Here is a 26,242-nt window from a genome sequence, read left to right on the forward strand (position 1 = left end):
ACGTGAAGATGAGAGCACCATCGATGTGAAGAAAGCAATACGGCGCCGATGACAGCGCGATGACTCAGGCGCGCGCGAAGTCGAACGCCAGTACGTCGGCAATGTGCGCGGTGCCGCGCAAGGCCATCAATAAACGATCCACGCCCACCGCCACACCGGCGCAGTCGGGTAACTGCGACAACACCGCGAGCAGGCGTTCATCCAGCGGTAGCGGCGGCAATCCACGCGCCGCACGCACGGCGTTGTCGCGCACGAAACGCGCACGCTGTTCCTGCGCGTCGTTCAGCTCGTGATAGCCGTTAGCCACCTCAACGCTCCCCAGATACAGCTCGAAGCGCTCGGCCACCGGCGGGTCGTCGTGGCGCACACGCGCAAGTGCGCATTGGCTGGCCGGCCAATCGTGCACCACCGTCAACGTGTCACTGGCAAAGCCCGGCTGGATGCGATGGGTCATCAACAGGTCCAGCCAATCGTCGCGGGTCAGGCCAACCGGATCGATGGCCACGTCATGCAACGCGGCGCGTAGCGTTTCGATCGGATCGCGCAGCGGGTCGATGCCCAAGGTCTGCACGAACAGCGCGCGATAGGTCAGCACGTGCATTGCAGCATCGCGGCCGACCAGCGCAAGTGCGCGGCGCACCAGGGCGATGGTTTCCTGCGCGAGGCTGCGCTCGTTCCAGCCCACCCGATACCACTCGAGCATGCTGAACTCGGGATTGTGGCGGCCACCCGCCTCGCCATTGCGAAACACCCGCCCCAGTTCGTAGCAATCTCCCACGCCGGCAGCAAGCAGCCGTTTGAGCGGATATTCCGGCGAGGTGCGTAACCAGCGCAGCGGCGCGCCGGCATCGACATGGCCGGTGAAGCGCGTACTGAAACTTTCGATATTCGGCTCGGTGTTGCCGGCCTCCGAGAGCACCGGCGTTTCCACTTCCAGCACGCTGCGTTCGGCGAAGAAATCGCGGATCGCGGCATTGAGCCGCGCGCGCAACTGCAGCGCAGCCAGATCGACCTGCGCCACGCTCATGGCTGTTGGCCGTGTTCGCTCAGGAAGGCCAGCAAACGCGCTTCGTCCCAGATGTCCACGCCCAGCGATTGCGCCTTGTCGAGCTTGGAACCGGCTTCTTCGCCGGCCACCAGAAACGCCGTTTTCTTGGAGACGCTACCGGCGACCTTGGCACCCAGTGCTTCGAGGCGTTGCTTGGCCGCATCGCGCGTGAGCGCAGCCAAGGTCCCGGTGATGACCACGGTCTGACCATCGAGCGGGCCGGTCTGCAGTGCATCGGCCTCCGGCAGGCGCGCCAGCACCGTCTCCATCGCCTGTTGCGCAGCGCTTGCCAATGCGGTGTTTTCGGGGCGATCCAGCCATTGCAGCAATGCGGCCACCACGGGCGCGGGAACACCGGCCTGTTGCAAGGCATCGGCACCGGCGGTGCGCAACGCAGCGAACGAATCCACCGCAGCGGCAAGCTGCTGCGCGCGCACCGGCGTGACCTTGGGGATGTCCATATCTTCCAGCACGCTGGCAAAACTCAGTGCCTCGCGCAGCTTGGGCGATGGCGGATGCGTGTCGCCGATGCGCACGCCACGCTGCAGCAGATCGTCGATGGCCTGCTGATTCCCGGGCTGATCGAAGAAATGCCCAAGCGAACGCGCCACTTCTCCACCGATGTCAGGCACGCGCTTGAACAGCGGCCACGGCAGATGACGAATCAATTCCAGATCGCCGAACCAGGCCGACAACGCCTTGGCGGTGCTCTCGCCAACATGCTCGATGCCCAGCGCGAACAGGAACCGCTCCAGCGTGGTGTCGCGCGATGTTTCGATCGCCTCGATCAGGTTCTCGGCCCACTTGGTGGCGATCTTCTTGCGGTTCCAGTCGAAGCTCGGCAAGCCTGCGCGCAGCAGATCGGCTTGCCAAGTCTGCGGCACTTCGCGCTCGCCGGCCAGGTCCACGCCGATGCCGACCACGGTGGTTTCCAGCTGCGCATACGCACCGGTTGCCAGATGCTCGCGCGCCTCACGCAAGAACGCATGCGGGCTCTCGGCCATGCTGATCAGGCGCAATTGCAGCAGTTGATCGACAGTGAGCAGATACAGATCGGCCACGCCCTGCACCAGCCCGCTATCGACCAGCACTTCGATGAATTTTTCGCCCAGTCCGTCCACATCCATCGCGCGCCGCGAAACGAAATGCCGGAAGGCTTCCTTGCGCTGCGCCGGGCAGGTCAATTCGCCGGAGCAGCGCCAGACGGCCTGGCCTTCTTCGCGCACGATCTCCGAACCGCACACCGGGCATTGCGTGGGCATCTGCCACGCCTGGGTCCCGGGCGGGCGCTGGTCGACCACCACGGCGGCCACTTCGGGGATCACATCACCGGCGCGGCGCACGATCACCGTATCGCCCACGCGCACATCCAGCCGCGCGATCTGGTCGGCGTTATGCAGCGTGGCATTGGTGACGATCACCCCGGCCACATGCACCGGCTTCAAGCGCGCCACCGGCGTGGCCGCACCGGTGCGGCCGATCTGGATCTCGATGGCTTCGACCGTGGTGGACTGTTCCTGCGCCGGGAATTTGTGCGCGATCGCCCAACGCGGCGCACGCGAGACGAAGCCCATCTCGCGCTGCCCTGCCAGATCGTCGAGCTTGTAGACCACACCATCGATATCGAAGGGCAAGCCGTCGCGCGCTTCACCGATGCGCTGGTAATACGCCAACAGACCATCGCTGCCCTGCACCACCTCGACCAGCGCACTGACCGGGAAGCCCCACGCACGCAACTGCGCCAGGATGGCTGAATGGGTCTGCGGCAACGCGCCTTCGCTCACCTCGCCGACGCCGTACGCAAAGAAACTCAGCGGGCGCTGCGCGGTGATGCGCGCGTCCAGCTGCCGCAGCGAACCAGCCGCGCCATTGCGCGGGTTGGCCAGCACCTTGCCGCCCTGAGCGCGCATCTGCGCGTTGTAGGTTTCGAACGCGGCGCGTGGCATATAGACCTCACCGCGCACTTCCAACACCTGCGGCCAACCCTCGCCGCGCAGGCGCAGCGGAATCGCCTTGACGGTGCGCAGGTTGGCACTGACATCCTCGCCGGTGGCACCATCGCCGCGCGTGGCGCCCTGCACGAACTCGCCGTTTTCGTAGCGCAGGCTGATCGCCAGGCCATCGAGTTTGGGTTCGGCCGAGAACACCGGTTGTTTGCGCTCCAGCCGCTCACTGATGCGACGAACGAACTCGCTCACTTCCTCGTCGCTGAAGGCGTTGCCCAGCGACAACATCGGCAAGGCATGCCGCACTTCGGCAAACCGCGATGCGGCCAGATGGCCAACGCGCTGCGTTGGCGAATCGGCACTGGCCAGTGCCGGGTGCGCCGCTTCCAGCGCTTCCAGCTCGCGCATCAGGCGGTCGTAGTCGACGTCGGCCATCTGCGGCTCGTCGAGCACGTGATACCGGTAATTGGCGTCTTCGATTCGCCGGCGCAGGGCATCGATGCGCTGAGCGGGGTCCGGGCTGACAGTCATACGATCGCTGGGCTGGCTCTGGGCCGCCCATTCTAACGGGCCGTGCCGATACCAAGGGTCAGCGGCGCGTGCTTCGGTCGTGATGGTTGATCGCCGACTGACGTCGTTTGGATTTGCGCTAGCGCCCTGGTGTCGGAGTGAACCGGGCATTTCAGTACCGCCCGGATCCCGGCGAGATAGCGAACGCGGCAGGAAGCGAGCGGTCGTACACAACCACCAGCAGAACGACTGTCTTTGCCAACTCCCCCCTGCAAGCACGCCCGCGAACCAGCCTCATGAGAATTCCCCGATAGGCAGACAGGCACAAACCGGCTAGCGTGGCGCCCTCTTTGCCCGCCGCTTCTGGAGTTCACCCGTGTCGTTGCCCGTCTCGCGCCGTTCGTTTCTCAGCCTCGCCACCACCGGCGTGGCGGTTTCCGCACTGGGGGTGGCACCCGCGGCCGAGGCAGCCCGCAAGCGCGCTGCGGCACCGGCAACGCCTGGCGTCGCCGCCGCAGCCGGCACGGTGTACCTCAACCTCAATGAGCACCCGCTCGGGCCCGCCCCGGCAGCCATTGAAGCTGCCACGCGTTCGCTGCCCCGCTCGGGCCGCTACCTGCTCGAAATGGAGCAGGATCTGCGCAACCTGATGACCGGCGAGCTGCAGCTGCCCAACGATCATCTGGCGTTGTTTCCCGGGTCGCGAGACGCGCTGAACCGGGCCGCCAGCCTGTTGACCTCCGCACGCGCCGGGCTGGTGGTGGCCGACCCGAGCTTCGACCCATTGGTCGAAAGCGCCACTGCCCGCGGCGTGGCCGTGCGCAAGGTGCCGCTGCGTGCCGATGGCGCGCACGACGTCAAGGCGATGGCCAAGGCCGACCCGACCGCCGGCATGCTCTATCTGTGCAACCCCGGCAACGCCAGCGGCTCGATCACTGCGCGTGCCGACATCGAATGGCTGCTGGCCAACAAGCCGGCCAGCGCCGTGCTGGTGGTCGATGAGGCGTATATCCAGTACAGCAACGAGTCGTCAGTGGCCGATCTGGTGCGTCAGCGCCAGGACCTGATCGTGCTGCGTAGCTTCTCCAAGCTCTACGGCATGGCAGGCCTGCGTCTGGGCGTTGCCCTGGCCCCGCCCGGCTTGCAGACCAAACTTGCCGCATTCGGCAGCAACCCGTTGTCGGTTCCGGCGATGGCCGCTGGCATCGCCAGCCTGCGCGACCCGCTACTGGTGCAGACCCGCCGCGCCGACAACGCCCGCGTGCGCGAGGAGACCGTCGCCTGGCTCAAGGGCAAGGGTTACACCTGCCTGCCCTCGCAGGCCAACTGCTTCCTGCTGGACGTCAAACGCGATGCAAGCGTGTTCGCCGACTCGATGCAGAAGCAAGGCGTCATCGTCGGCCGCAGCTGGCCGATCTGGCCCAAGCGCGTGCGCGTCAGCGTGGGCACCGAAGCGGAAATGCTGCGCTTCCGCGAAGCGTTTGGGAAAGCCAAGCGCTAATTGGCGACGCATTCGATAAAGCCGAACGTGATCCCGTTTCCCCTCGGGACGTTGTCCCCCTTGTGGGGAAAATGTGCCCCGCAAGCGGCGAATGAGGGTGCCCCTTGGAGATCGGCCAACAGAGGTGATGACAAACGCCTCGCCACGCGCCGTCCGCGATGAAGCACCGACTGCTCCACTGCTTCGCCCTTACCCTTTACCCTTCCCCCCGCTCTGCGCCCCACCCCGCGCTCACAGCGCGGGGGCTCCAAGGCACGCGCGCCAGTGGCGCGCAATGCGTGTCTTCTGTCTCTGGAGGGAGAGGGGCCTCTAGTGATCCAACGCGTCGCTCTGCGGTGCGCGCAGCGTGCGGCGGATCCACAGATAACTGATCACGAAGGTCAGCGCCATCGAACCGGCGCTCCACAGCAGCAACTCGTGCAGTAGCGGCGGGCCCTGCAGGATGTGCATGTAATAGCGGCGATCCAACAGCGCGACGGCGTGCGGCATGAACACGCTGACGAAGGGCGTTGGCACTGGCGCGACCAGCAACGTGATCGCGGCAGCAAAGCCCACGACCAGCCACGGCGAATGCCGCGGGCGTTTACGCAGGCGCGTGGCGATCCTGGTGAAGATCCACAGCAACGGCATCGCCAAGATCGCCCACAAGACCAGCAACAACGCCACCGCCAACACGCCCTGCAAACTCAACATGTCAACTCACCAGCGCGGCGACTTGGTCAGCGGCGGTGCCTGATGCTGGCGGTCATACGCGCGCAGTTCGTCGCGGATATGCGCAACGCGCTGCCGGCCCAAGGCGTTGCGGCTGTCGTCCAGCACCACGCCATCCAGCAGTTCGGCCATGCGCTGCACGGTGGGCAGCATTTTTTCCCAGGCATCCAGCGCGGTCATCGGCGCCGGCAGGGTCAGGAAGAACGCGATGGCCGGCGTCTGCATCTCGCGGATGTTGGCCATGTCGAAACTGCCGGGCTTGAGGATGCTGGCCATGCTGAAGATCGGCCCGCGCTCCGGGTGCCCTTCCACCAAGCGGTGGAACACATTCATGTGCCCGAACACCAGCCCGGTCTTTTCGGCAGCGACCACCACATCTTCGCCGCGCAGCACCTGGCCCGCCTTGGCGGCCACAAACAACGACACGATCTTGTCGAAATCCTGGTTCGGGCGTTTGCCCACCTCGTTACCGCCGGCGGCGGCGTGCTCTTCCAGGTTGAGTTCGCTCTGCTCGACGCCTTCTCCGCGTTCCGCAGTTTCACCATCCACGCCGGGCTCGCTGGAAATCACCGGTTCGCGACGTTCGCGCGGCTGGCCCTCTTCCTTGTCGACCCGGCGCCCTTGCGGCGATTTCTTCGGGCGACCAAACAGGAAGATGGCCGCGACCAGCAACAGTCCAGCGATCAGGATCCCGATCCGGATCATGGCCATGTCGGACATTCAGCGTGCCTCCGCATAAGAGTGACAGGTGTCGATATTCCAGCAAGCATGGCACGTCATGCCGCACCCGCCAAACGCGCGGCTTCTTCCAGGTCCACGCTGACCAGGCGGCTGACGCCCGGCTCGCGCATGGTCACGCCGGACAACTGGCGTGCGGCTTCCATGGTGGCCTTGTTGTGGCTGACGAACAGGAACTGCACCTTCTCGCTCATCTCGCGCACCATGTTGGCCAGGCGGCCGACGTTCGCTTCGTCCAGCGGCGCGTCCACCTCGTCCAGCAGGCAGAACGGCGCAGGGTTGAGCTGGAAGATCGCAAACACCAGCGCCACCGCGGTCATCGCCTTTTCACCGCCGGACAGCAGCGAAATGCTCGACACGCGCTTGCCCGGCGGGCGCGCCATGATGGTCACGCCGGTGTCGAGCAGGTCTTCGCCGGTGAGCTCCAGATACGCATGCCCACCGCCGAACAGGCGCGGATACAGCGCCTGCACGCCGGAATTGACCCGGTCGAAGGTGTCCTTGAAACGGCCGCGGGTTTCGCGGTCGATCTTGCGGATGGCTTCTTCCAGCGTTTCCAGCGCGGTGTTGAGGTCCAGGTTCTGCGCGTCCAGATATTCGGAGCGCTGCGCAGCCTCGCCGTATTCCTGGATCGCGGCAAGGTTGACCGGTTCCAGCCGCCGCATACGCCCGTCGATCTGGCCGACGGTCGCTTCCCATTCGGCCACGTTGGCCGACTCTGGCAACCCGTTGACCACGTCCTCAAGCACAAAGCCTGCCTTGACGACTGCTGCCGCCAACTGCTCGGCGTTGAGCACCAGCGCCTGCTGATCGAGCTTGCGCTGCGAGATGCGCTCGCGCTGCGCCAATGCCTGTTCGTCGCGCTGCTGGCGGGTCTGCTCGTAGCTGCGTAGCTCGCCATCGATGCTGTCGAGCATGGTGCGCGCTTCGGCCAGCGCGCGCTCGGTGCGTACGCGCTCGCTCAACGCGGCCTGGTGCTCGTGTTCCAGCGTTTCCACCGGCGAATCGCCTTCGCTGAGCTGGGCAACCAGATCTTCCAGGCGCGTGTCGAGCTGGCCGCGCTGGCTGTCCATGCGCTCCAGGGTCTGGCTGAGCGAGGTGATCTGGGTGCGCTGCGATTCCAGCGTGAGCGCCAGCGCATGCATCGCGTCGCGCACGCCGCGTGCGGCATCGCGCGCTTGATCGCGTGCATCGGTGAGCTGACGGCGCTCGCTTTCCAGCGCTTCGCGCGTGCCCTGCAGATCGCCCATCAAGGTGACGGCGTCTTCAAGCTTGGCGCGCGCCTCACGTGCCTGTTCGCGGCTGGTGTCCAACGTTTCCAGCAGCTGTGACAGCTCGGTTTCGATGCGCTCGATGCGCGTGCGCGCCGCATCCACCTTGCCCTGCTGGCTCTGCAATTGCCCGGCCAGCTCGGAGACGCTGCGATGCGCCATGTACAGCTGGCGCTGTGCGTCCTCGCGCTGCTGCTCGGCCGCTAGCAGTTGTTCGCGGAAGCTGGCGAGCTGATGTTCAAGCTCGGCTTCGCGTTCCTGCAAGGTTTCGATCTGGGTGCGTAGCTCCTGAATCTCGCGCTCGCGCAGCAGCGCGCCCTGCTTGGCCGCGCCCGAGCGCGAGACGCGCACCCAGCCCTCGCCCAGGCGCTCGCCATGGCGGGTGATGACCGAATCGCCCTCGGGCAGGCTGCGCTGCAGCACGCGCGCCGCGTCCAGGTCCTCGGCGGCGTGCAAACGCGCCAGCAGGCGACGAATCGCGATCGGCCCCTGCACCTTGGCGGCCAACGAGGTCGGTGCGAAGGTGGCGGCATCGGTGGCACTGGACACCAGCGCGATGCGGCCTTCGCCCAACTCGCCCAGCGCGTCAACCAGTTGCTCGGGCGCATCCACCAGCACGCCTTCGATCAACTGCCCCAGCGCGCTTTCGACGGTGTTTTCCCAGCCGCTCTCCACGCTGATGCGCTCGCCCACGCGCGCTGCCGAATCCAGCCCGCGCGCCTTCAGCCACGCCACCGCCGCGCCCTGCTCCTGGCCGAGGGCGGCCTGCTGCAGCGTTTCCAGCGACGACAGCCGGCCACGCGCGGCCTGCGCCTGCTTGCGCACTTCGGCCAGCTCGCCCTGGCTGGCGCGCTGCTGTTCCTGCAGCCCGCCGAGCGCGTGCTTGCGCGCTTCGACCTGCTCGGTCAGCCCGTCCAGCGAGGTCTTCTGGGTTTCGTGGCGTAGCTCGATCTGTTCGAACGCCTCGGCCAACGCGTCCAGATCCAGACCGGCACGTTCGTTGACCAGCGCTTCGCGGCGGCGGTCGGCTTCCAGCGATTGGCGGTCCAGGTAATCGACACGGGTACGCTCCACCTCGCCGGCGCGCGAGGCTTCGCCGGTGTCGCGGTTATGGGTTTCCCAGCGTTGCTGCCAGTCGGCCAGCCGCGCTTCGGCTTCGCGCAGCGATTCCTGGCGGAACTCATGGTCCTCGCGCAACTGTTCCAGCTGCGGTTCGGCCGCATCCACGGCCTCGCGCAGCACCGCCAGTTTTGCCGAGTCGCCGCTGATGTGCTGGGTCAATTCCTGCAACTGGCTTTGCGCCTCGTCGCGCGCCTTGTGCAAGCGATGCGAGAGTTCGCGCTGATGCTGGATCTGCTGCTCGATGCGCGCCAGCGCGCTGCCCACCTGGTACACATCGGCTTGTGCCTTGGCCACCGCTTCGGCGGCTTCTTCGCGGCGCACGCGCCCGGTTTCGATCCGCGCCTCGGCATCGCGCTGGTCGGCGATCAGCTGCTGCAGGCGGGTTTCTTCCTGGTTCAATTTTTCGCGCAGGCCCTGCAATTGCCCGTCCAGGCCGCGGTATTCCAGCGCCTTCCACTCGGCATCCTTGATCCGGCGTTCTTCCTGCAAGGCCTGGTACTGCTCGGCCTGGCGCGCCTGGCGCTGCAGATGCGCCAGCTGCTTGGTGATTTCTTCGCGCAGGTCGCCCAGGCGGTCGAGGTTTTCGCGGGTATGCCGAATGCGGGTTTCGGTTTCCTTGCGGCGTTCCTTGTACTTGGAAATGCCGGCGGCCTCTTCCAGATACACGCGCAGGTCTTCCGGGCGCGCCTCGATGATCTGGCTGATCATGCCCTGCTCGATGATCGAGTAGCTGCGCGGGCCCAGGCCGGTCCCCAGGAACAGGTCGGTGATGTCGCGACGCCGGCACTTGGTGCCATTGAGGTAATAGGCGCTGTTGCCGTCTCGGCTGACCAGGCGCTTGACCGAGATCTCGTTGAACGAGGCGAACTCACCGGTGATGGTGTGATCGGAGTTGTCGAAGATCAGTTCCACCGTCGCCTGCGACACCGGCTTGCGCGCCGAGGAGCCGGAAAAGATCACGTCGGTCAGCGAGTCGCCGCGCAGCCGGCTGGCCGAGCTTTCGCCCATCACCCAGCGCACCGCATCGATGATGTTGGACTTGCCGCAGCCATTGGGACCGACGATGCCGGTCATGTTGGTGGGCAGGTGCAACGTGGTCGGGTCGACGAACGACTTGAAACCGGACAGCTTGATCGTGGACAGGCGCATGGGGGCTGGAGATTCCGGGCACCGCGCGGACGAAGCCGGCAGGCGCTTTTCCTGTGAAGCCGGCACCCAAGCCCTTGATCCATAAGATCTGCAGGCCGTGGAACCGGCAATGGGGCATGAGTATAACGGGCATGCCAGCACTGGCGGCGGCGCCCCAAAAACGAAGGGCGCCTAACAAGGCGCCCTTCGGATGACACATACGGCTTGGATCAGGCGTCGGATTCGACGATGACCTTGACGGTGGTTTCCACGTCTGCGTGCAGGTGCAGCACAACGTCGTACTCGCCGACATTGCGGAATGCGCCTTCGCCCAGGATCACTTCGCTCTTTTCCAGCGGCAGGCCGGCGGCGGTGAACGCCTCGGCGATGTCGCGCGGGCCAACCGAGCCGTACAGCTTGCCTTCGGTCGCCGCGTGCGCGCCGATGGTGACGCTGGCGCCTTCGAACTTGGTGGCGCGGCTCTGTGCGTCGGCCAGGATGCTGTTGGCCTTGGCTTCGTACTCGGCACGCTTGGTTTCGAACGCTTCGACGTTCGCAGCAGTGGCCGGCACGGCCTTGCCCTGCGGCACGAGGAAGTTACGGCCGTAGCCCGGCTTGACACTGACCTTGTCGCCCAGGTTGCCCAGGTTGGTCACTTTTTGCAGAAGAATCAGATCCATGGTGGTGCTCCGTTATTCGTTAGCGCGGGCGCTTTGGCCGACGCAACGTTTGCTGTCCGAAAAGACGGGATTCGGGAATCGGGATTTGGGAATCGCAACAGCACGATCAACACCGCATCTCGAATGACCGGCCTCTATATTTTTAGTAACCCGCACATGGATGTGCGGGCTCTTGTGAGGGACTCACATACAACCGTGCGGGCTCTTGTGAGGAACTCACATCAACGACTCGGATTAAACGTCGTGGTTGTCCGTGTACGGAATCAGCGCCAGGAAACGCGAGCGCTTGACAGCCGTCGCCAGCTGACGCTGGTACTTGGACTTGGTACCGGTCACGCGGCTCGGCACGATCTTGCCGTTCTCGGTGAGGTACTGACGCAGGGTGTTGAGATCCTTGTAATCGATCTCTTTGACGCCCTCGGCGGTGAACTTGCAGAACTTGCGACGACGGAAGAACTTGGACATGACAGCGCTCCTTAAGCGGCTTCGGCGTTGTCGCCGTCGGTATCGGTGGCAGCGGGGGCTTCGCCCTCTTCATCGTCACGACGACGACGCTCGCTACGCTCGGGCTTGTCGCCCTTCTCGTCCTTGCTCTTCATGATCAGCGACTGCTCGGTGTCCGGGCCATCGCGCTTGACGACCAGGTGACGCAGCACCGCATCGTTGAAGCGGAAGCTTTCCACCAGCTCGCTCAGCACGGCCTGGTCGACTTCGATGTTGAGCAGCACGTAGTGCGCCTTCACCAGGTTCTGGATCGGATAGGCCAGCTGACGACGGCCCCAGTCTTCCAGACGATGGATGGTGCCGTTACCGCCCTCGATCAGCGACTTGTAGCGCTCGATCATGGCCGGGACCTGCTCGCTCTGGTCCGGATGGACCAGGAACACGACTTCGTAATGACGACTCATGTTGTTTTACCTTTCGGATGTGGCCACGTGGGCCGGACAGCTCCCCGGGGGTCCGCGCAAACGGCCGGTGGAGCAAGGTTCCCACCCGGAATCGGGCAGGAAGCAGGAAAGTATGGCAGCTCAGGCCTTTAGCCGCAACCGGGCACTGCGGCAGAGGCTTTAAAGCCCCTCTCCCAATGGGAGCGCAACAGTCTTGATCGACTGATAACGCCAGCCGCCAGTTGGATTGAGGGAAGGTACGGGCCAAGCTTTCGCGTCGTTTCGTTCAACCTGCGCGGGGCTTGGCCCGCCCCCTCATCCGGCGCTGCGCGCCACCTTCTCCCGCCTGGCGGGAGAAGGACAAGAAGGAAGGGAGAAGCAACAGCGCGCGCCGGCGAGCTCAGCGATGCTCGGCTTCGGTCGTAAAGCTCTCCCCGCAGCCGCACTCGGCGGTGGCATTGGGATTGCTGAAGGTAAAGGTCTCGCTCAGCCCGTGCTTGCCGAAGTCGATGCAGGTCCCGTCTACCAGCGGCAGGCTGGTCGGATCGACGAAAATGCGTACCCCGCCCTGCTCGAACACAGCATCGTCGTCGCGCTTCTCGCGCGCCAGGTCGGTGACATGACCCCAGCCCGAACAACCGGTCTTGGTCACACCAAAGCGCAGACCCAGCGTCCCCGGGGTCTGCTGCACGAAACGCTGCACGCGATCCAGCGCGGCGGGGGTGAGGCTGATGGCCATGGGAGTGCTCCAGGAACGATGGTGAAACGATGGCGGCAAGTATAGCGAGGCTGCAAGAGCCAAGGACTGCACCCGCCGATACGAGGTGTTCCCCAGATGGGGCCATGCCGAGCCTTCGACAAGCGCGACCACCCAAGCGGTTCAGGCGCTCGCGCCAGCGCGCCCGCAGCCAGTAAACTCGCAGGCCATTCAAGGTCGCTACGGCGAGGAACAGTCATGACGGTGGTCAGCGTTGAACATGCGCTTGCGGGGAAGCTCCCCGAAGGCGGCGAAGTCACGGTACGGGGGTGGGTGCGCACACTGCGCGGATCTGCCGGACTGGCCTTCATCAACGTGACCGACGGTTCGTGCTTCGCTCCCATCCAGGTGGTGGCCAACGACACGCTGCCCAATTTCGACGAGATCAAGCGCCTGACCAGCGGCTGCTCGCTGATCGCCAGGGGCGTGCTGGTGAAGTCGCAGGGCAAGGGCCAGTCGTTCGAGATCCAGGCCAGCGGCGTGGACATTGTCGGTTGGGTCGAAGACCCGCTGACCTATCCGATCCAGCCCAAGCCGATGACGCCCGAGTTCCTGCGCGAAGTGGCGCACCTGCGTCCGCGCACCAACCTGTTCGGCGCGGTCACCCGCATCCGCAACTGCCTGGCGCAGGCGGTGCACCGCTTCTTCCACCAGAACGGCTTCAACTGGATCAGCACACCGATCATCACCACCTCCGATGCCGAAGGCGCCGGGCAGATGTTCCGCGTCTCCACGCTGGACATGGTCAACCTGCCGCGCGATGCCAAGGGCAACGTGGATTTCAGCCGCGATTTCTTCGGCAAGGAAACCTTCCTGACCGTGTCCGGCCAGCTCAACGTGGAGGCCTACTGCCTGGCGCTGAGCAAGGTCTACACCTTCGGCCCGACCTTCCGCGCCGAGAACAGCCACACCACGCGCCATCTGGCCGAGTTCTGGATGATCGAGCCGGAAATCGCCTTCGCCGACCTGGCCGAAGATGCACGCCTGGCCGAGCAATTCCTGAAGTACCTGTTCCGTGCCGTGCTGGACGAGCGCAGCGACGATTTGGCGTTCCTGGCCGAGCGCGTGGACAAGAACGCGATCAGCAAGCTGGAAGCCTTCATCAACGCCCCGTTCGAGCAGATCGACTACACCGAGGCGGTGAAGCTGCTGCAGAACTCGGGCAAGAAGTTCGACTTTCCGGTCGAATGGGGCCTGGACCTGCAGACCGAGCACGAACGCTGGCTCACCGAAGAGCACATCGGCCGCCCGGTGGTGGTGACCAACTATCCCGAGCACATCAAGGCGTTCTACATGCGCCTGAACGACGACGGCAAGACCGTCGCGGCGATGGACGTGCTGGCGCCGGGCATTGGCGAAATCATCGGCGGCAGCCAGCGCGAAGAGCGCCTGGATGTGCTCGACGCGCGCATGGCGCAGTTCGGCCTGGATAAGGAGCACTACAGCTGGTACCGCGACTTCCGTCGCTACGGCTCGGTGCCGCACGCCGGCTTCGGGCTGGGCTTCGAGCGGTTGGTGGTGTACGTGTGCGGGCTGAGCAACATCCGCGACGCCATCCCCTACCCGCGCGCGCCGGGCAGTGCGGAGTTCTGAGTGAGCTTGCCGGCCGCCATCCCCATACTTCAATCGCTGGCTTTCGGGCTGGCGGCGATCACGGGCGGGCTGACAGCGATACGTAGCGTGTTGCTGGCGCGGCTGGCGTCGCGTCAGCTCGACCCGCAGCGCTGGTGGCAGACCAACACCGCGCGCGCCGCTACCCGGTATGCCACGGCTCCGATGCGCTGGGCCATTGCAGCACTGATCATTGGCGCGGCACTCCCGAAACTTTTCCTGATGCTGGCCGCCGCATGATTCTGTTCTTCGCCCTGTGCTTCGTCGGCCTGGCCGTCGCAGGTCTGACCGCGCTGCTGATCTTCTGGCCGCTGACCCTGGTGCACCTGCGCGACCGTCATCCGGATGCGTTGGACAGTTTTGGCGATCCGGCCTTCATCAGTCCCGTGGCGTTGCGCTGGTTGCTGGCGCGGCACTACCGCAGCTACCGCGACAGTGCGCTGTCCGGTCTGGCCACACCCGCCTGGCTCTCGCTGCTCACCATCTTTTTCGGCCTGGGCATGGCGGCGCTGCTCGGCCTGCTTTCCAAGGTAATGCAATGACGACTTACGAAGACACCCTGCAGGGCGCGCACGACTCCTGGTGGCTGGCCACGATCGGCCGCACCCTGATCTGGGCGCGCCTGCGCGTCAATGAAGCCGGTACCGCCGAAGTGTTGGACAGCGATGGCAAGACGCTGCCCTACGACAGCGAAGACAGCGCGCGTGCGGCCTTGTTCGACGCCGAATTCGTGGCGCTGGACGGGCTGGATGAAGAAGACGCGCTCATCCGCGGCTTTTCGCTGCATGAAGTCTCACCGCCCCAAGGTGACGATGATGCCGACCTGCGTGCGCGCATGGTCGTGAACATGGGCGGCCGCGCCTGACATGTACGCCCCGCGTGCGTTCGCGCAGACCGATCTGGCCCTACTGGACTGGCTGTTCGCACGCGATGCATTTGTCACCCTGATCAGCCAGGGCGACGACGGCCAACCGGCAATCTCGCATCTGCCGGTGCTGTATCAACGCGATGGGCAGGACGTCGTGATCGAAGGCCATTGGGCACGCCCCAATCCGCAGGCGCGCGCTCCTGGCGATGCAGTGATCGTGCTGCACGGGCCGCATGCTTACGTGTCGCCCAGCTGGTATCTGGACAAGGAAGCGGCCGCACGCGTGCCCACCTGGAACTACGCTGTTGCGCATCTGCATGGCCGCTGCAGCCAGGTCAGCGATGAAGACGCGCTGGGCGGGTTGATCGCACGCATGAGCGCGCATTTCGAGCAGCGCGTGGGTAGCGATTGGCAGTTCGAAATGGAGCGCGACAGCCATCGCCGGCAATTGCGCGGCCTGGTCGGCTTCCGCTTCGTCCCAAGCCGCATCGAATTGACCTTCAAACTGAGTCAGAACCACCCGGACGGCAATATCGCCGCAGTGAGCGATGCACTGGCGCGGCAGGCATCGGCCGATGCCCGCGAGGTCGCCACGTTGATGCGCGATGCATTGCGCGCACGCGATGGCGCATCCTGAGCTCGGTGCGCCCATCGTTTTCTCCACATCACGGTTTTAGGGCCTCTGTGCCCTCTCCTCTCCCCCCTCGTCTCTGGAACACTGCGCGCATGAACGAACTCAACCATTTACTCGAAAACAACCGCGCCTGGTCCGAGCGTATCCGCCGCGAAGACCCCGAGTTCTTTTCCAAACTGTCGACCCAACAGACGCCGGAATATCTGTGGATCGGCTGCTCCGATTCGCGCGTGCCGGCCAACCAGATCATCGACATGGCGCCGGGCGAAGTGTTCGTCCATCGCAATATCGCCAACGTGGTGGTGCATACCGATCTCAATTGCCTGTCGGTGATCCAGTTCGCGGTGGACGTGCTCAAGGTCAAGCATGTGCTGGTGGTCGGCCATTACGGCTGCGGCGGCGTATTCGCCAGCCTGACCCAGAAGCGTATGGGTCTGGTCGACAACTGGATCCGCCACGTCACCGACGTGGCCGACAAGCACGAAGCCTGCCTGCACGGCGCGGGCGAGCTGTCGGTGCAGCACGCACGGCTGTGCGAGCTCAATGTGCTCGAACAGGTGGTCAACGTGTGCCGCACCACCATCGTGCACGATGCCTGGGAGCGCGGCCAGGAATTGAGCGTGCATGGCTGGGTCTACAGCCTGCGCGACGGCCGCGCGCACGACCTGGGCATGTCGATTGACCGCCACGAGCTGCTGCAGGAGCGCTACGATGCGGCGTTGGCGAAGATCCAGGCTGATCGCGCCGAACGCTGAGCAGCACGCAAATGCATGGCCAACCGCCGCATCCATGTGAGGCTGCCGGTTGGCTATGCTGGCCCCTTCTCCGCTGAGGAAACCTCGATGCTGATCCCGCCGATCAACCTGCATGCCTGGATCGAGGAACACCGCCACCTGCTCAAGCCGCCGGTGGGCAACAAGTGCATCCAGCAGGATGGTTTCATCATCATGATTGTCGGTGGGCCGAACGCGCGCACCGACTATCACTACGACGAAGGCCCGGAGTGGTTCTTCCAGCTCGAAGGTGAGATGGTGCTGAAGGTGCAGGACGATGGCGTGGCGCGCGACATCCCGATCCGTGCCGGCGAAATCTTTCTGCTGCCGCCCAAGGTGCCGCATTCGCCACAACGCGCCGCCGGCTCGATCGGCATCGTGATCGAGCGCGTGCGTTTGCCGCATGAGCAAGATGGCCTGCAGTGGTATTGCCCGCAGTGCAATCACAAGTTGTACGAGGCGATGTTTCCGCTGAAAAACATCGAAACCGACTTCCCGCCGGTGTTCGATCATTTCTACCGTTCGCTCGCGCTGCGTACCTGCTCGCAGTGCGGGCATCTGCATCCTGCACCCGAGCGCTATGCCACTGCCGAAGAATGAGTTGGCGTGGGCATGGCAGGCACGCGTAGCGCGATGCGATCGATCGCCGGTACCCACGTGAGTGCGCGCCCCATGCGGGTTGGCGCTGAGCGTGCTTTTCCACCGCACCGCGCAGCCGCTGGACCTCGACCAAGACTGAGTGGAATGGGCGTGCATCACGTGTTCGCCGCCGCCTTCCCGCATGCGTGCGCGTTGCATCACGGCTGGGGGTGTGCGGGTTCCAGCAACGCTCGCCGGCGCGCGGCTCATGCCCTGCGCGTCAGCGATGGTTTCCCGCTCACGCGGCCAACGCTCGAAAGAAACCGCAATCCAAACGCACGCTGCGCAGCCAAGCGCCCGATGCCCGAAACTGGCAAGAGCGTCCACCACGGAGTGGAACCTGCCACTTGCATGGAACCACCGCAGCGATCATCCCCGCCGACACCTTCGCCATCGGCACCATGCTGCGCGCACTGATCGACCTCAAACCGCGCGACGTGCCTTTGCGCGTGGCACTGCGCAACACCGCTGCCGTGGTCTTGCCACTGGCGATTGGCGTGGCGACCGGGCATGTCGCCGCCGGCCTGGCGGTGTGCAGCGGCGCGCTCAACACCATGTTCTCCGACCAGCCCGGGCCGTATCGCGCGCGCCTGCAGCGCATGCTGATGGCAGCGCTGGCGGCCGGCCTGGCCGCATTGCTCGGCATCTGGGTCGGCCATAACACGCCAGCACTTGTGCTGGCCGGTCTGTTGCTCGGCTTGGCCGGCGGCTTGCTGGTGGCGCTCGGCCCGGTGGCAGCGCGGGTCGGCCTGACCAGCATGATCCTGCTGGTGGTCAGCGCAGACATGGAACTGTCGGTACAACAGGCACCCGGTGTGGCGGCCCTGATCTTCGCCGGCGGCCTGCTGCAGGTATTGCTGGCGCTGGCGGCGTGGCCGTTGCAGCGCTATCGCCCGGAGCGTTTCGCATTGGCGGAGTTGATGCGCCAGCTGGCCGGCATCGCACGGCAGCGCCCGGAAGCCAGCGCGGCGCCGCCGGCAACGCAGGAAGTGCTCGACGCGATGGTGATGCTGCATGGCGAACATCGCTCGCGTGCGATTGCGGTACAGAGCTTTCGCATCATCGCCGAGCTGTGCGATCGCGTGCGGCTGGAGTTGCTCTCGCTGACCGATGCCGAGACGCGCCTGGCCGAGTCGCAGGCGCGCCCGGCAATCGAACGCGTGCTCGAACGCAGCGCCATCGTGCTGGAGCAACTTGCGCATGCGATGACCGTGGGCGAAGACCCGGTGGCCGCCACTGCGTCGATGGCCGGATTCGACGATCTGGTCGGCGCATTGGCGCAGTTTCAGCACGACAACGCCGACACCCGCGAACGCCGATTGGTCCGCGTCGCCGTTGCACGTACGCAAGGTTTGGGCGGCCAGCTGCGTGCAGTGGTACGTAATGCGCACTGGGCCAGCAGCCGTGGCGAAATCCAGGCACAGCTGGCCGAAGCACGCCTGCCGGCAGCGCTGCGCCCCGCCGCGACCTGGGCCACCTTGCGGGCGAATCTGGATCTATCGTCGGTGGCCTTCCGGCACGCCTTGCGTTGCGGCGTGTGCCTGGCATTGGCCATTGCCTTTCAGCGCTGGCAACAGATTCCGCACGGCTTCTGGATTCCGATGACCACCGCCATCGTGCTCAAGCCGGATTTTGGAGGCACCTTCAGCTTTGGCGCGTTACGCGTCGCCGGCACCTTCGTCGGACTGTTGCTGGCCACCCTGCTCGCGCACCTGGCCATGGACGGCGCCAGCATCCGCATGGTCTTGCTCGCGCTGTTTTGCCTCGGGTTTCGTTTACTGACGCAGGTGAATTACGGCATCGGCGTGGCATTTCTGACTGGCATGCTGGTGCTGCTGCTCTCGTTCGAAGGCGTGTCGCCGGGCGAAGCGGTCGGCGCGCGGTTGCAAGCCACCGTGGCCGGCAGCGCGCTGGCGCTGATTGCCTACGCGCTATGGCCCACGCGCGAACGGCGGCAGATTCGCGCCTCACTGGCGCAATTGCTCAGCGCGTACCGCGACCATTTGCGCCATCTATTGCTCGGCCAGATGGACGACTTGAGCGATACCCGCGCCGCTGCGCGCGTGGCACGCACCAATGCGCAGGCGTCGATCGAGCGTTTGCGCGGAGAACCCCGCAGCCGGCGCAATCTGCAGGAACTCAAACTGGCCGAATCGCTGCTGGCCAATGGCAATCGCCTGATCCGCGCCACCTTGTTGCTGGAAGCGGTGCTAAGCGATGGCCACCCGCTGCCCACGCTGGAGGCGTTGCCTGCCTTTGCGCAGCAGGCCGACGAGGCACTATCCGAGCTGATCGGCTGCCTGCGCAACGGCGGCGTCCCCACCGCGGCCACCTTGCGCAATACCGAGCGTCAGCTTTCCGATGCGCTGGCCGCCTTGCCGGACAGTTCACCAACCACGGCCGCGCTGGCCGACACCATCGACCGCGTCACCGACAGCATCGGCACGCTCACCCACTTGTTGCGTCCTGCCCGACCGGCCTCGGCCGAGACGCCAACCATGCATGACGGCGCGCACGGTGCCGGCGGGTAAACTGCCGCCCTGATCCGTGTTGCGAGCCCGACGATGACCGACCTGCTGCCCCGCGCCCATGCTGCTGCACTGGATGCCGCCGACCCGCTGCGCCACCTGCGCGATGCCTTCGTGTTCCCGCAGCACGGCGATCAGGATCAGACGTATTTCGTCGGCAATTCGCTCGGCCTGCAGCCACACGCGGCACGCGCGATGGTGGACCAGGTGCTGGATCAGTGGGGCGCGTTGGCGGTGGAAGGTCACTTCACCGGCCCCACCCAATGGCTGACCTATCATCAGCTGGTGCGCGATGCGCTGGCCCGCGTGGTCGGCGCGCAACCGGGCGAAGTGGTGGCGATGAACACCCTCAGCGTCAATCTGCATTTGATGATGGCGAGCTTTTATCGTCCCACGCCGGAACGCGGTGCAATTCTGATCGAAGCCGGCGCGTTTCCGTCCGACCGCCACGCGGTGGAATCGCAGTTGCGCCTGCACGGGCTGGATCCGGCCACCCATCTGATCGAAGTGGAAGCTGACGAACCCAACGGCACGTTATCGATGGCGGCCATCGCCGATGCCATCGCGCAGCATGGTCCGCGCCTGGCGTTGGTGCTGTGGCCGGGCATCCAGTACCGCACCGGGCAGGCCTTTGACCTGGCCGACATCGTGCGGCTCGCGCGGGCACAGGGCGCGGCGGTGGGCTTCGACCTGGCGCATGCGGTGGGCAACATCCCGCTGACCCTGCACGACGATGGCGTGGATTTTGCGGTGTGGTGTCACTACAAATATCTCAACGCCGGCCCCGGCGCGGTGGGTGGGTGCTTCGTGCATGCGCGGCATGCCAACAGCGATCTGCCGCGTATGGCCGGCTGGTGGGGACATGAGCAGCAGACCCGCTTCCGCATGGACCCGCAGTTCGTGCCCTCGCCCGGCGCCGAAGGCTGGCAGCTGAGCAACCCACCGGTGCTGGCGCTGGCACCGCTGCGCGCATCGCTGGCGCTGTTCGACCAGGCTGGCATGGCCGCGTTGCGCGCAAAGTCCGAACAACTCACCGGGCATTTGGAGCAGTTGATCCACGCACGTGTGCCGCAGGTGCTGCAGATCGTCACCCCGGCCGAACCGCCGCGACGCGGCTGCCAGCTGTCGTTGCGAGTGGCCGGCGGACGCGCGCAGGGGCGCGCGCTGTTCGAGCATCTGCATGCAGCCGGTGTGCTCGGCGACTGGCGCGAACCGGATGTGATCCGCATTGCTCCGGTGCCGCTGTACAACCGCTTCAGCGATCTGCACACCTTCGTGGAACAGGTGGAAGCCTGGGCGGCCGCCTGAGTGCGGCAGACTGACTGCATTGCCACCAAACCACATCTGCGGTACGCGCAATCGCCGCCTGCCCACGTACACTTCGAGCCCGCCCAGGGCTGATGCGAGGGCGGCTGTCACTGTCAGTCGCTGTCTTCCCCCTTTCGCCGGCACTGCGTCCGGCTGCTGCCGGACATTGCATTGAGCCCAGTTTCTCCGCGTTCCCTGACCTTGATCGGCGCCGGTCTGGCCGGTTGTCTGTTGGCCATCCTGCTGTCGCGTCGCGGCTGGCAGGTCACCGTCTACGAACGGCGTGGCGATCCACGCATCAAGGGCTACGAGTCTGGCCGCTCGATCAATCTGGCGCTGGCCGAACGCGGCCGACATGCGCTGCGCCAGGCCGGCGCCGAAGATGCGGTGATGGCCAAGGCGGTGATGATGCGTGGGCGCATGGTGCACCCGCTGGTCGGCGAACCGGAGCTGCAACGCTACGGGCGCGACGACAGCGAGGTGATCTGGTCGATCCACCGCGCTGCGTTGAATGTTGCGCTGCTCGATCTGGCCGAACAGGCCGGCGCACAGGTGCATTTCTACCGCCGCCTGCATACGGTGGACTTCGACGCCGGTTACGCACGCTTCATCGACGACCGCGATGACCAGCCACACGAAATCCACTTTCAAAGTGTGATCGGCAGCGACGGCGCCGGCTCGGCGCTGCGCGCGGCCATGCAGCGCAAATCGCCGCTGGGCGAACGCACCGAATTCTTGGATCACTCTTACAAGGAACTGGAAATTCCGCCAATGGCCGGCGGCGGGTTCCGTATCGAAGGCAACGCACTGCACATCTGGCCGCGCGGGCGCTACATGTGCATCGCGCTACCCAACGATGGCGGCACGTTCACCGTCACCCTGTTTTTGCCCAATGCCGGCGATCCGAGCTTTGCCAACACGCGTACCGGCGATGAAGCATTCGCCTTGTTCGCGCGCGATTTCCCGGATGCATTGCCGCTGATCCCGCAGCTAAAAGAACATTGGGAAGAGCATCCGCCCGGACTGCTCGGCACCCTGACCCTGGATCGCTGGCACCTGGATGGCCGCGCCTTGCTGATCGGCGATGCCGCGCACGCGATGGTGCCGTTCCACGGCCAAGGCATGAATTGCGCGTTCGAAGATTGCGTGGCGCTGGCAGATCAGCTGGATGCCCACGACGACCTCGCCAGCGCGTTCGCTGCCTTCGAAGCTGCACGCCGCGACGATGCGGCGGCCATCCAGCAGATGGCGCTGGAGAATTACCTGGAAATGCGCGACCGCGTCGACGACCCCGACTTCCTGCTGCAGCGCGAGCTCGAACAGCAGTTGCAGGCGCGTTGGCCCACCCGCTTCGTACCGCACTACACCATGGTGACGTTCCTGCGCACACGCTATTCGGTTGCACTGGCGCGCAGCGAGATCCAGCGCGAGATCCTGGTCGCGGCCACGCGCGGACACAGCGATCTGTCGCGTATCGATTGGGCTGCGTTGGAGACGATCGTGCATGCGCGCCTGGAGCCGCTAGAAGGCGCGCATTGACGTCTGAGGCGGGTGTGGCCGGACGGCGTCGCTGGCGGCAACGGTAAAGTGCCGCCTCGTCATTGGCGTCCTTGCGGATGTCTCACCGGCTCGGCATCGGCTGCCGTCAGACACCGCAACCGCTTATGCGTATGAGCTGTATCCAAACAGGTGAGCCACTGGCCAACTGCACGAGCGCTCCGCTGACGGACGCGGCCAGCCACCCGCACAGCCACGCCTCAGCGTGCCAGGGCCGCGATGAGGGATACTAGGCGGCACCGGCAGCGCATACGCCGTGCGCTGCGCATCTGGATGTCGCACCCGCATGCCTGACAGCTTTCTCTTCTACGACCTGGAAACCTTCGGCCAGGACCCGCGCCGCACCCGCATCGCACAGTTCGCCGCGGTGCGTACCGACGCGCAACTGCGCGTGATCGAAGAGCCAATCAGCTTCTTCGTGCAACCGGCCGACGATCTGCTGCCCTCGCCCTACGCCACCATGGTCACCGGCATCACGCCGCAACATGCGTTGCGCGAAGGCGTCACCGAGGCCGAGGCGTTCGCGCGCATCGCCGAACAGATGAGCCGCCCACAGACCTGTACGCTGGGCTACAACTCGATCCGCTTCGACGACGAGTTCGTCCGCTGCGGCCTGTTCCGCAATTTCTACGACCCGTACGAGCGCGAGTGGCGCGGCGGAAACTCGCGCTGGGATCTGCTGGATGTGCTGCGGATGGTGCATGCGCTGCGTCCGGACGGCATCGTCTGGCCGCAGCGCGAAGACGGCGCCACCTCGTTCAAACTGGAACACCTGGCCAACGCCAACGAGGTCCGCAAAGGCGATGCGCACGAAGCGCTGTCGGACGTGTACGCCACCATCGGCATGGCGCGCAAATTCCAGCAACATCAGCCAAAACTGTGGGACTACGCGCTGCGCTTGCGCGACAAGCGCTTTGCCGCCACGTTGCTGGACGTCATCGCCATGCAGCCGGTGCTGCATATCTCGCAGCGTTACCCCGCCTCGCGCCTGTGCGCCGCGGCGGTGCTGCCGCTGACGCGCCATCCGCGCATCGATAGCCGCGTGATCGTGTTCGATCTGGAAGGCGACCCGGACATCCTGTTGCGGCTAAGCCCCGACGAGATCGCCGACCGTCTGTATATCCGCGCTGCAGATCTGCCGGAAGGCGAGCAGCGTATTCCACTGAAAGAAGTACATCTGAACAAGTCGCCTGCGTTGGTGGCCTGGCAGCATCTGCGCGCTGCGGATTTTGAGCGTCTGGGTGTGGATCACGACGCGGTACTGGCCAAGGCGGCACGGTTGCGCGAATTGGGCCCTGCGCTTGCAGAAAAGGTGCGCCAGGTTTATGGCAGCGAGCGCGCACCTGCGGCAGCGACCAACGATGCCGACGCCTCGCTCTACGATGGCTTCCTTGCCGAAGGCGACAAGCGTCTGCTGGCACACGTCCGTGCCAGCGCACCGGCCGAACTGGGCGCACTGGAGGCGCGCTTTCGCGACCCGCGCCTGATCGAACTGCTGTTCCGCTACCGCGCGCGCAACTGGCCGCAGACACTGTCGTTCGAGGAACAGGAGCGCTGGAACGTCTATCGCCGCCAGCGCCTGCTCGAAGACCGTGGCCTGGGCGAGGTCACCTTGGAGCAGTACCACGCGCAGATCGCGGATTTACGGCTTGCTCACCCCGACGATGCTACCAAGCAAGCCCTACTCGACCAGCTCGCCGCCTGGGGCTTGGACCTCCAACGCACGCTATGACCACCTACTTTTCCGACGCCAGTTTCAAGTTCCTGCGCGCTTTGGCCCGCCACAACGACAAGACCTGGTTCAACGACCATCGGCATCAGTACGAGGCGCACGTGCGCCAGCCATTTCTGCAGCTGATTACCGATCTGCAACCGGCGCTGGCGCAGGTCAGCGAACACTATCGCGCCGATCCCAAGACCCAGGGCGGCTCGCTGTTTCGCATCTATCGCGATGCGCGGTTTTCCAACGACAAATCGCCGTATAAAAACTGGCAGGGCGCGCGTTTGTTTCACGAGCGCCGCCGGCAGATGCCGGCGCCGTCGTTCTATCTCCACCTGCAGCCAGGCGAAAGTTTTGTCGGCGCAGGTTTGTGGCATCCGGAACCAGACACGCAACGCAAGCTGCGCCAGTTCATTTTCGACAACCCCGGCAGTTGGAAAGCGGCCGCGCACAATCCGAAATTGCTGCGCAAATTCACCATGGACGACAGCGAAAAGCTGGTGCGTGCGCCGCGTGGATTCCCCAACGATTTCGAGTTCATCGACGATCTCAAGCACCGCAACTGGGCATACTTGCGTCACCTGGACGACAGCATCATGACCGGACCGCGACTGCGCCAGACCATCGAAGCGGACTTGGTGATTCTGGCGCCGTTCGTCGATTACCTGTGCGCGGCCTTGGATCTGGAATTTTGAGGACGCCGGATCTACCGCTGGGTCAGCAGCGTCGGACGCTGGGCCGCACCAAGCTATTGGTCTCGCCGATCGGTCTGGGGTGTTCCGGCTTTTGGGGCCACCGCCGCTTCGACGAAGGCGCCGCCGCACGGGTGCTCGAGTACGCGCTGGCGCAGGGCGTGAACCTGCTCGACACCGGTCACAACTACTCCGGCTTCCATGCGGAACCGCGTCTGGGACGGATACTGCGCCCCCTAGTGGCGCAATATCCGCGGGATTCGCTAGTCGTGTCCAGCAAGGGCGGTACCTTGACCGGCCAGGCCGGTATCAGTGGTGCCGAACAGCGTGACTTCTCTGCCGCAGCGATCACTGCCAGTTGCGAAGCATCGTTGCGCAATCTTGGCTTGGACTATCTCGACATCTACCAGCTGCATGGCGCCAGCGAGCACGACATCAACGACGACCTGCTGCTGGCTCTGCAGCGTCTGCGCGAGCGTGGCCTGATCCGCCACACCGGCATCAATACGCATTCGGCGTCGACCCTGCGCTGGATGATCGCCCACCCCGACGTCTTCGATGTGGTGCTGCTGGACTACAACGCGCTGCAGCAGGACCGCGAACCGCTGATCGACCAGTTGCAGAACGTGGGCATCGGTGTACTGGCCGGCACCGTGCTTGCGCAGGGGCACCTGTTGCCCGCGCGCGCGCGCCTGCCGCGTCTGTCCGACGCCTGGTATCTGGCACGCGCGTGGCTGAAGCCCAGCAGCCGCGCCTTGATGCACTGCGCACGCGACATGCGCCGCGCGGTGGCTTCGATCGACAGCCAGCGACCTGCGCAAACGGCGTTCGCTTATGTCCTGCAGCACCCGGGCGTGGCCAGCGGCATCCTGGGCACCACCCGCATCGGCAATCTGGATGAAGTGCTGCAGACCCGCGTCCAGGCGCTGGACACCGCCCAACGGCAACGTCTGGTCGCCGCCTTCGGCGATGGCCGTGGCTCACCCAGTCACTGATCTTCACCTGCGGCGGACGCGATTGCGGCAGTCTGGGCGCCATGAAAAAATCCATCGGCATCCTCCTTGCTGCGCTGCTGGCCGTCACTGCGTGGTGGTTCGGCGGGCCTTACATGACCATGCATGGCCTGTCCAAGGCCATCGAGCAACGCGACACCGCTGCACTGGAACGCTACGTCGACTTCCCGCGTGTGCGCAGCAGTCTGCGCGCCCAGCTCAACGATTATGTGGTGCGGCAAGCCGGACCAGACATCGCCGCCAGTCGGTGGGGCACGTTGCTGTACGGCCTGGGGAACCAACTCAGTGGTGCGGCGGTGGATACGTTGGTAACGCCGATCGGCATCGGTGCCCTGTTGCAGGGGCATGTGCTGTGGAAGCGCGGCCGCAATGAACTGCAGGGCGGCGATCCCTTCGGCCCCACCGAGCCAGCGCGACCGCTGAGAAACGCCAAACACCACTTCGAGGCGCTGGGCCGCTTCGTGATCGACGTCGAACGCGACCCCGGCGAACCACCACTGAAGGTGGTGCTGGAACCACAGGGGTTACGCTGGAAGGTGGTGGACCTGCAGTTGGGGATATCACCGGCGCCAGATGCCGATTGAGTGACGCTACCGCCCT

The 26,242-nt window shown here is 65.2% G+C and carries 24 protein-coding genes; 15 read left to right on the top strand and 9 right to left on the bottom strand.

What is annotated here, in order from left to right; translation table 11 throughout:
* Positions 1-64 precede the first annotated feature (64 nt).
* A complete protein-coding gene (epmA, locus tag XpruCFBP8353_RS10150) occupies positions 65-1,027 on the bottom strand; it encodes an EF-P lysine aminoacylase EpmA (protein ID WP_101363141.1) in 963 nt (320 codons plus the stop codon).
* Positions 1,024-3,525, bottom strand: a complete 2,502-nt coding sequence (ligA, locus tag XpruCFBP8353_RS10155) for an NAD-dependent DNA ligase LigA (RefSeq protein ID WP_101363142.1) — start codon at positions 3,523-3,525, stop codon at positions 1,024-1,026. Before ligA ends, epmA begins: the two co-directional genes overlap by 4 nt.
* Positions 3,526-3,880: 355 nt before the next feature.
* On the opposite strand from ligA, the gene XpruCFBP8353_RS10160 reads away from it, so the two are divergent.
* The gene (locus XpruCFBP8353_RS10160) at positions 3,881-5,005 is read left to right on the top strand and encodes a pyridoxal phosphate-dependent aminotransferase (protein WP_101363143.1); all 1,125 of its coding nucleotides are present in this window, start codon (positions 3,881-3,883) and stop codon (positions 5,003-5,005) included.
* Positions 5,006-5,314: 309 nt separating this feature from the next.
* Here XpruCFBP8353_RS10160 and XpruCFBP8353_RS10165 read toward each other — a convergent pair whose 3' ends face one another.
* The 7 genes from XpruCFBP8353_RS10165 to XpruCFBP8353_RS10195 form a co-directional block, all read right to left on the bottom strand.
* Positions 5,315-5,698, bottom strand: coding sequence for a hypothetical protein (locus XpruCFBP8353_RS10165; RefSeq protein ID WP_101363144.1), 384 nt, complete (start codon positions 5,696-5,698; stop codon positions 5,315-5,317).
* 6 nt (positions 5,699-5,704) lie between these two features.
* Positions 5,705-6,436 (bottom strand): cell division protein ZipA, encoded by a 732-nt coding sequence (gene zipA, locus XpruCFBP8353_RS10170; RefSeq protein ID WP_101363145.1) that lies wholly within the window; start codon positions 6,434-6,436, stop codon positions 5,705-5,707.
* A 56-nt stretch (positions 6,437-6,492) separates the two neighbouring features.
* The gene (gene smc / locus XpruCFBP8353_RS10175) at positions 6,493-9,996 is read right to left on the bottom strand and encodes a chromosome segregation protein SMC (protein ID WP_101363146.1); all 3,504 of its coding nucleotides are present in this window, start codon (positions 9,994-9,996) and stop codon (positions 6,493-6,495) included.
* Positions 9,997-10,205: 209 nt separating this feature from the next.
* A complete protein-coding gene (rplI, locus tag XpruCFBP8353_RS10180; RefSeq protein WP_101363147.1) occupies positions 10,206-10,655 on the bottom strand; it encodes a 50S ribosomal protein L9 in 450 nt (149 codons plus the stop codon).
* A 234-nt stretch (positions 10,656-10,889) separates the two neighbouring features.
* Entirely contained in the window at positions 10,890-11,120 is a 231-nt protein-coding gene (gene rpsR / locus XpruCFBP8353_RS10185; RefSeq protein WP_005991243.1) for a 30S ribosomal protein S18, read from the bottom strand.
* A gap of 11 nt (positions 11,121-11,131) precedes the next feature.
* The gene (gene rpsF / locus XpruCFBP8353_RS10190; protein WP_039411444.1) at positions 11,132-11,563 is read right to left on the bottom strand and encodes a 30S ribosomal protein S6; all 432 of its coding nucleotides are present in this window, start codon (positions 11,561-11,563) and stop codon (positions 11,132-11,134) included.
* 379 nt (positions 11,564-11,942) lie between these two features.
* Positions 11,943-12,281, bottom strand: a complete 339-nt coding sequence (locus tag XpruCFBP8353_RS10195) for a HesB/IscA family protein (protein WP_101363148.1) — start codon at positions 12,279-12,281, stop codon at positions 11,943-11,945.
* A 216-nt stretch (positions 12,282-12,497) separates the two neighbouring features.
* Here XpruCFBP8353_RS10195 and asnS point away from each other — a divergent pair, with 216 nt between their 5' ends.
* The 14 genes from asnS to XpruCFBP8353_RS10265 all read left to right on the top strand — a co-directional run bounded on the left by asnS (position 12,498) and on the right by XpruCFBP8353_RS10265 (position 26,226).
* Positions 12,498-13,892, top strand: coding sequence for an asparagine--tRNA ligase (asnS, locus tag XpruCFBP8353_RS10200; RefSeq protein WP_101363149.1), 1,395 nt, complete (start codon positions 12,498-12,500; stop codon positions 13,890-13,892).
* A complete protein-coding gene (locus XpruCFBP8353_RS10205) occupies positions 13,893-14,150 on the top strand; it encodes a hypothetical protein (RefSeq protein WP_101363150.1) in 258 nt (85 codons plus the stop codon). It abuts the gene before it with no gap.
* Positions 14,147-14,452, top strand: a complete 306-nt coding sequence (locus tag XpruCFBP8353_RS10210) for a hypothetical protein (RefSeq protein WP_101363151.1) — start codon at positions 14,147-14,149, stop codon at positions 14,450-14,452. The genes XpruCFBP8353_RS10205 and XpruCFBP8353_RS10210 overlap by 4 nt, the downstream gene beginning before the upstream one ends.
* Positions 14,449-14,775, top strand: coding sequence for a hypothetical protein (locus tag XpruCFBP8353_RS10215; protein WP_101363152.1), 327 nt, complete (start codon positions 14,449-14,451; stop codon positions 14,773-14,775). Before XpruCFBP8353_RS10210 ends, XpruCFBP8353_RS10215 begins: the two co-directional genes overlap by 4 nt.
* A gap of 1 nt (position 14,776) precedes the next feature.
* Positions 14,777-15,415, top strand: a complete 639-nt coding sequence (locus tag XpruCFBP8353_RS10220; protein WP_101363153.1) for an FMN-binding negative transcriptional regulator — start codon at positions 14,777-14,779, stop codon at positions 15,413-15,415.
* A gap of 89 nt (positions 15,416-15,504) precedes the next feature.
* The gene (gene can / locus XpruCFBP8353_RS10225; protein ID WP_101363154.1) at positions 15,505-16,167 is read left to right on the top strand and encodes a carbonate dehydratase; all 663 of its coding nucleotides are present in this window, start codon (positions 15,505-15,507) and stop codon (positions 16,165-16,167) included.
* An 87-nt stretch (positions 16,168-16,254) separates the two neighbouring features.
* Positions 16,255-16,785, top strand: a complete 531-nt coding sequence (locus tag XpruCFBP8353_RS10230) for a 3-hydroxyanthranilate 3,4-dioxygenase (RefSeq protein ID WP_101363643.1) — start codon at positions 16,255-16,257, stop codon at positions 16,783-16,785.
* A 440-nt stretch (positions 16,786-17,225) separates the two neighbouring features.
* The gene (locus tag XpruCFBP8353_RS10235) at positions 17,226-19,355 is read left to right on the top strand and encodes an FUSC family protein (RefSeq protein ID WP_101363644.1); all 2,130 of its coding nucleotides are present in this window, start codon (positions 17,226-17,228) and stop codon (positions 19,353-19,355) included.
* Between the two features lie 33 nt (positions 19,356-19,388).
* Positions 19,389-20,660 (top strand): kynureninase, encoded by a 1,272-nt coding sequence (gene kynU, locus XpruCFBP8353_RS10240; protein ID WP_101363155.1) that lies wholly within the window; start codon positions 19,389-19,391, stop codon positions 20,658-20,660.
* A gap of 171 nt (positions 20,661-20,831) precedes the next feature.
* Entirely contained in the window at positions 20,832-22,199 is a 1,368-nt protein-coding gene (locus tag XpruCFBP8353_RS10245; protein ID WP_101363156.1) for an FAD-dependent oxidoreductase, read from the top strand.
* 304 nt (positions 22,200-22,503) lie between these two features.
* Positions 22,504-23,949: an exodeoxyribonuclease I gene (gene sbcB / locus XpruCFBP8353_RS10250; protein WP_101363157.1), complete on the top strand. Its 1,446-nt coding sequence runs from the start codon at positions 22,504-22,506 to the stop codon at positions 23,947-23,949.
* Positions 23,946-24,632 carry a DUF2461 domain-containing protein gene (locus tag XpruCFBP8353_RS10255; protein ID WP_101363158.1) on the top strand — a complete coding sequence of 229 codons (687 nt, stop codon included), beginning with the start codon at positions 23,946-23,948 and terminating at the stop codon, positions 24,630-24,632. Before sbcB ends, XpruCFBP8353_RS10255 begins: the two co-directional genes overlap by 4 nt.
* On the top strand, positions 24,605-25,624 hold the full coding sequence (locus tag XpruCFBP8353_RS10260) for an aldo/keto reductase (RefSeq protein WP_101363159.1): 1,020 nt from the start codon (positions 24,605-24,607) through the stop codon (positions 25,622-25,624). Before XpruCFBP8353_RS10255 ends, XpruCFBP8353_RS10260 begins: the two co-directional genes overlap by 28 nt.
* A 41-nt stretch (positions 25,625-25,665) precedes the next feature.
* Positions 25,666-26,226: a DUF2939 domain-containing protein gene (locus tag XpruCFBP8353_RS10265; RefSeq protein ID WP_101363160.1), complete on the top strand. Its 561-nt coding sequence runs from the start codon at positions 25,666-25,668 to the stop codon at positions 26,224-26,226.
* Positions 26,227-26,242: the final 16 nt, after the last annotated feature.

This window comes from Xanthomonas prunicola (assembly GCF_002846205.1).
Taxonomy (GTDB): Bacteria; Pseudomonadota; Gammaproteobacteria; order Xanthomonadales; family Xanthomonadaceae; genus Xanthomonas; species Xanthomonas prunicola.

What these genes read in the sequence shown, in the direction of transcription:
- epmA (WP_101363141.1), bottom strand. Translation starts at nt 1,027, where the DNA reads ATGAGCGTGGCGCAGGTCGATCTGGCTGCGCTGCAGTTGCGCGCGCGG.
- ligA (WP_101363142.1), bottom strand. Translation starts at nt 3,525, where the DNA reads ATGACTGTCAGCCCGGACCCCGCTCAGCGCATCGATGCCCTGCGCCGG.
- XpruCFBP8353_RS10165 (WP_101363144.1), bottom strand. Translation starts at nt 5,698, where the DNA reads ATGTTGAGTTTGCAGGGCGTGTTGGCGGTGGCGTTGTTGCTGGTCTTG.
- zipA (WP_101363145.1), bottom strand. Translation starts at nt 6,436, where the DNA reads ATGTCCGACATGGCCATGATCCGGATCGGGATCCTGATCGCTGGACTG.
- smc (WP_101363146.1), bottom strand. Translation starts at nt 9,996, where the DNA reads ATGCGCCTGTCCACGATCAAGCTGTCCGGTTTCAAGTCGTTCGTCGAC.
- rplI (WP_101363147.1), bottom strand. Translation starts at nt 10,655, where the DNA reads ATGGATCTGATTCTTCTGCAAAAAGTGACCAACCTGGGCAACCTGGGC.
- rpsR (WP_005991243.1), bottom strand. Translation starts at nt 11,120, where the DNA reads ATGTCCAAGTTCTTCCGTCGTCGCAAGTTCTGCAAGTTCACCGCCGAG.
- rpsF (WP_039411444.1), bottom strand. Translation starts at nt 11,563, where the DNA reads ATGAGTCGTCATTACGAAGTCGTGTTCCTGGTCCATCCGGACCAGAGC.
- XpruCFBP8353_RS10195 (WP_101363148.1), bottom strand. Translation starts at nt 12,281, where the DNA reads ATGGCCATCAGCCTCACCCCCGCCGCGCTGGATCGCGTGCAGCGTTTC.
- asnS (WP_101363149.1), top strand. Translation starts at nt 12,498, where the DNA reads ATGACGGTGGTCAGCGTTGAACATGCGCTTGCGGGGAAGCTCCCCGAA.
- XpruCFBP8353_RS10210 (WP_101363151.1), top strand. Translation starts at nt 14,147, where the DNA reads ATGATTCTGTTCTTCGCCCTGTGCTTCGTCGGCCTGGCCGTCGCAGGT.
- XpruCFBP8353_RS10215 (WP_101363152.1), top strand. Translation starts at nt 14,449, where the DNA reads ATGACGACTTACGAAGACACCCTGCAGGGCGCGCACGACTCCTGGTGG.
- XpruCFBP8353_RS10220 (WP_101363153.1), top strand. Translation starts at nt 14,777, where the DNA reads ATGTACGCCCCGCGTGCGTTCGCGCAGACCGATCTGGCCCTACTGGAC.
- can (WP_101363154.1), top strand. Translation starts at nt 15,505, where the DNA reads ATGAACGAACTCAACCATTTACTCGAAAACAACCGCGCCTGGTCCGAG.
- XpruCFBP8353_RS10230 (WP_101363643.1), top strand. Translation starts at nt 16,255, where the DNA reads ATGCTGATCCCGCCGATCAACCTGCATGCCTGGATCGAGGAACACCGC.
- XpruCFBP8353_RS10235 (WP_101363644.1), top strand. Translation starts at nt 17,226, where the DNA reads ATGCTGCGCGCACTGATCGACCTCAAACCGCGCGACGTGCCTTTGCGC.
- kynU (WP_101363155.1), top strand. Translation starts at nt 19,389, where the DNA reads ATGACCGACCTGCTGCCCCGCGCCCATGCTGCTGCACTGGATGCCGCC.
- sbcB (WP_101363157.1), top strand. Translation starts at nt 22,504, where the DNA reads ATGCCTGACAGCTTTCTCTTCTACGACCTGGAAACCTTCGGCCAGGAC.
- XpruCFBP8353_RS10255 (WP_101363158.1), top strand. Translation starts at nt 23,946, where the DNA reads ATGACCACCTACTTTTCCGACGCCAGTTTCAAGTTCCTGCGCGCTTTG.
- XpruCFBP8353_RS10265 (WP_101363160.1), top strand. Translation starts at nt 25,666, where the DNA reads ATGAAAAAATCCATCGGCATCCTCCTTGCTGCGCTGCTGGCCGTCACT.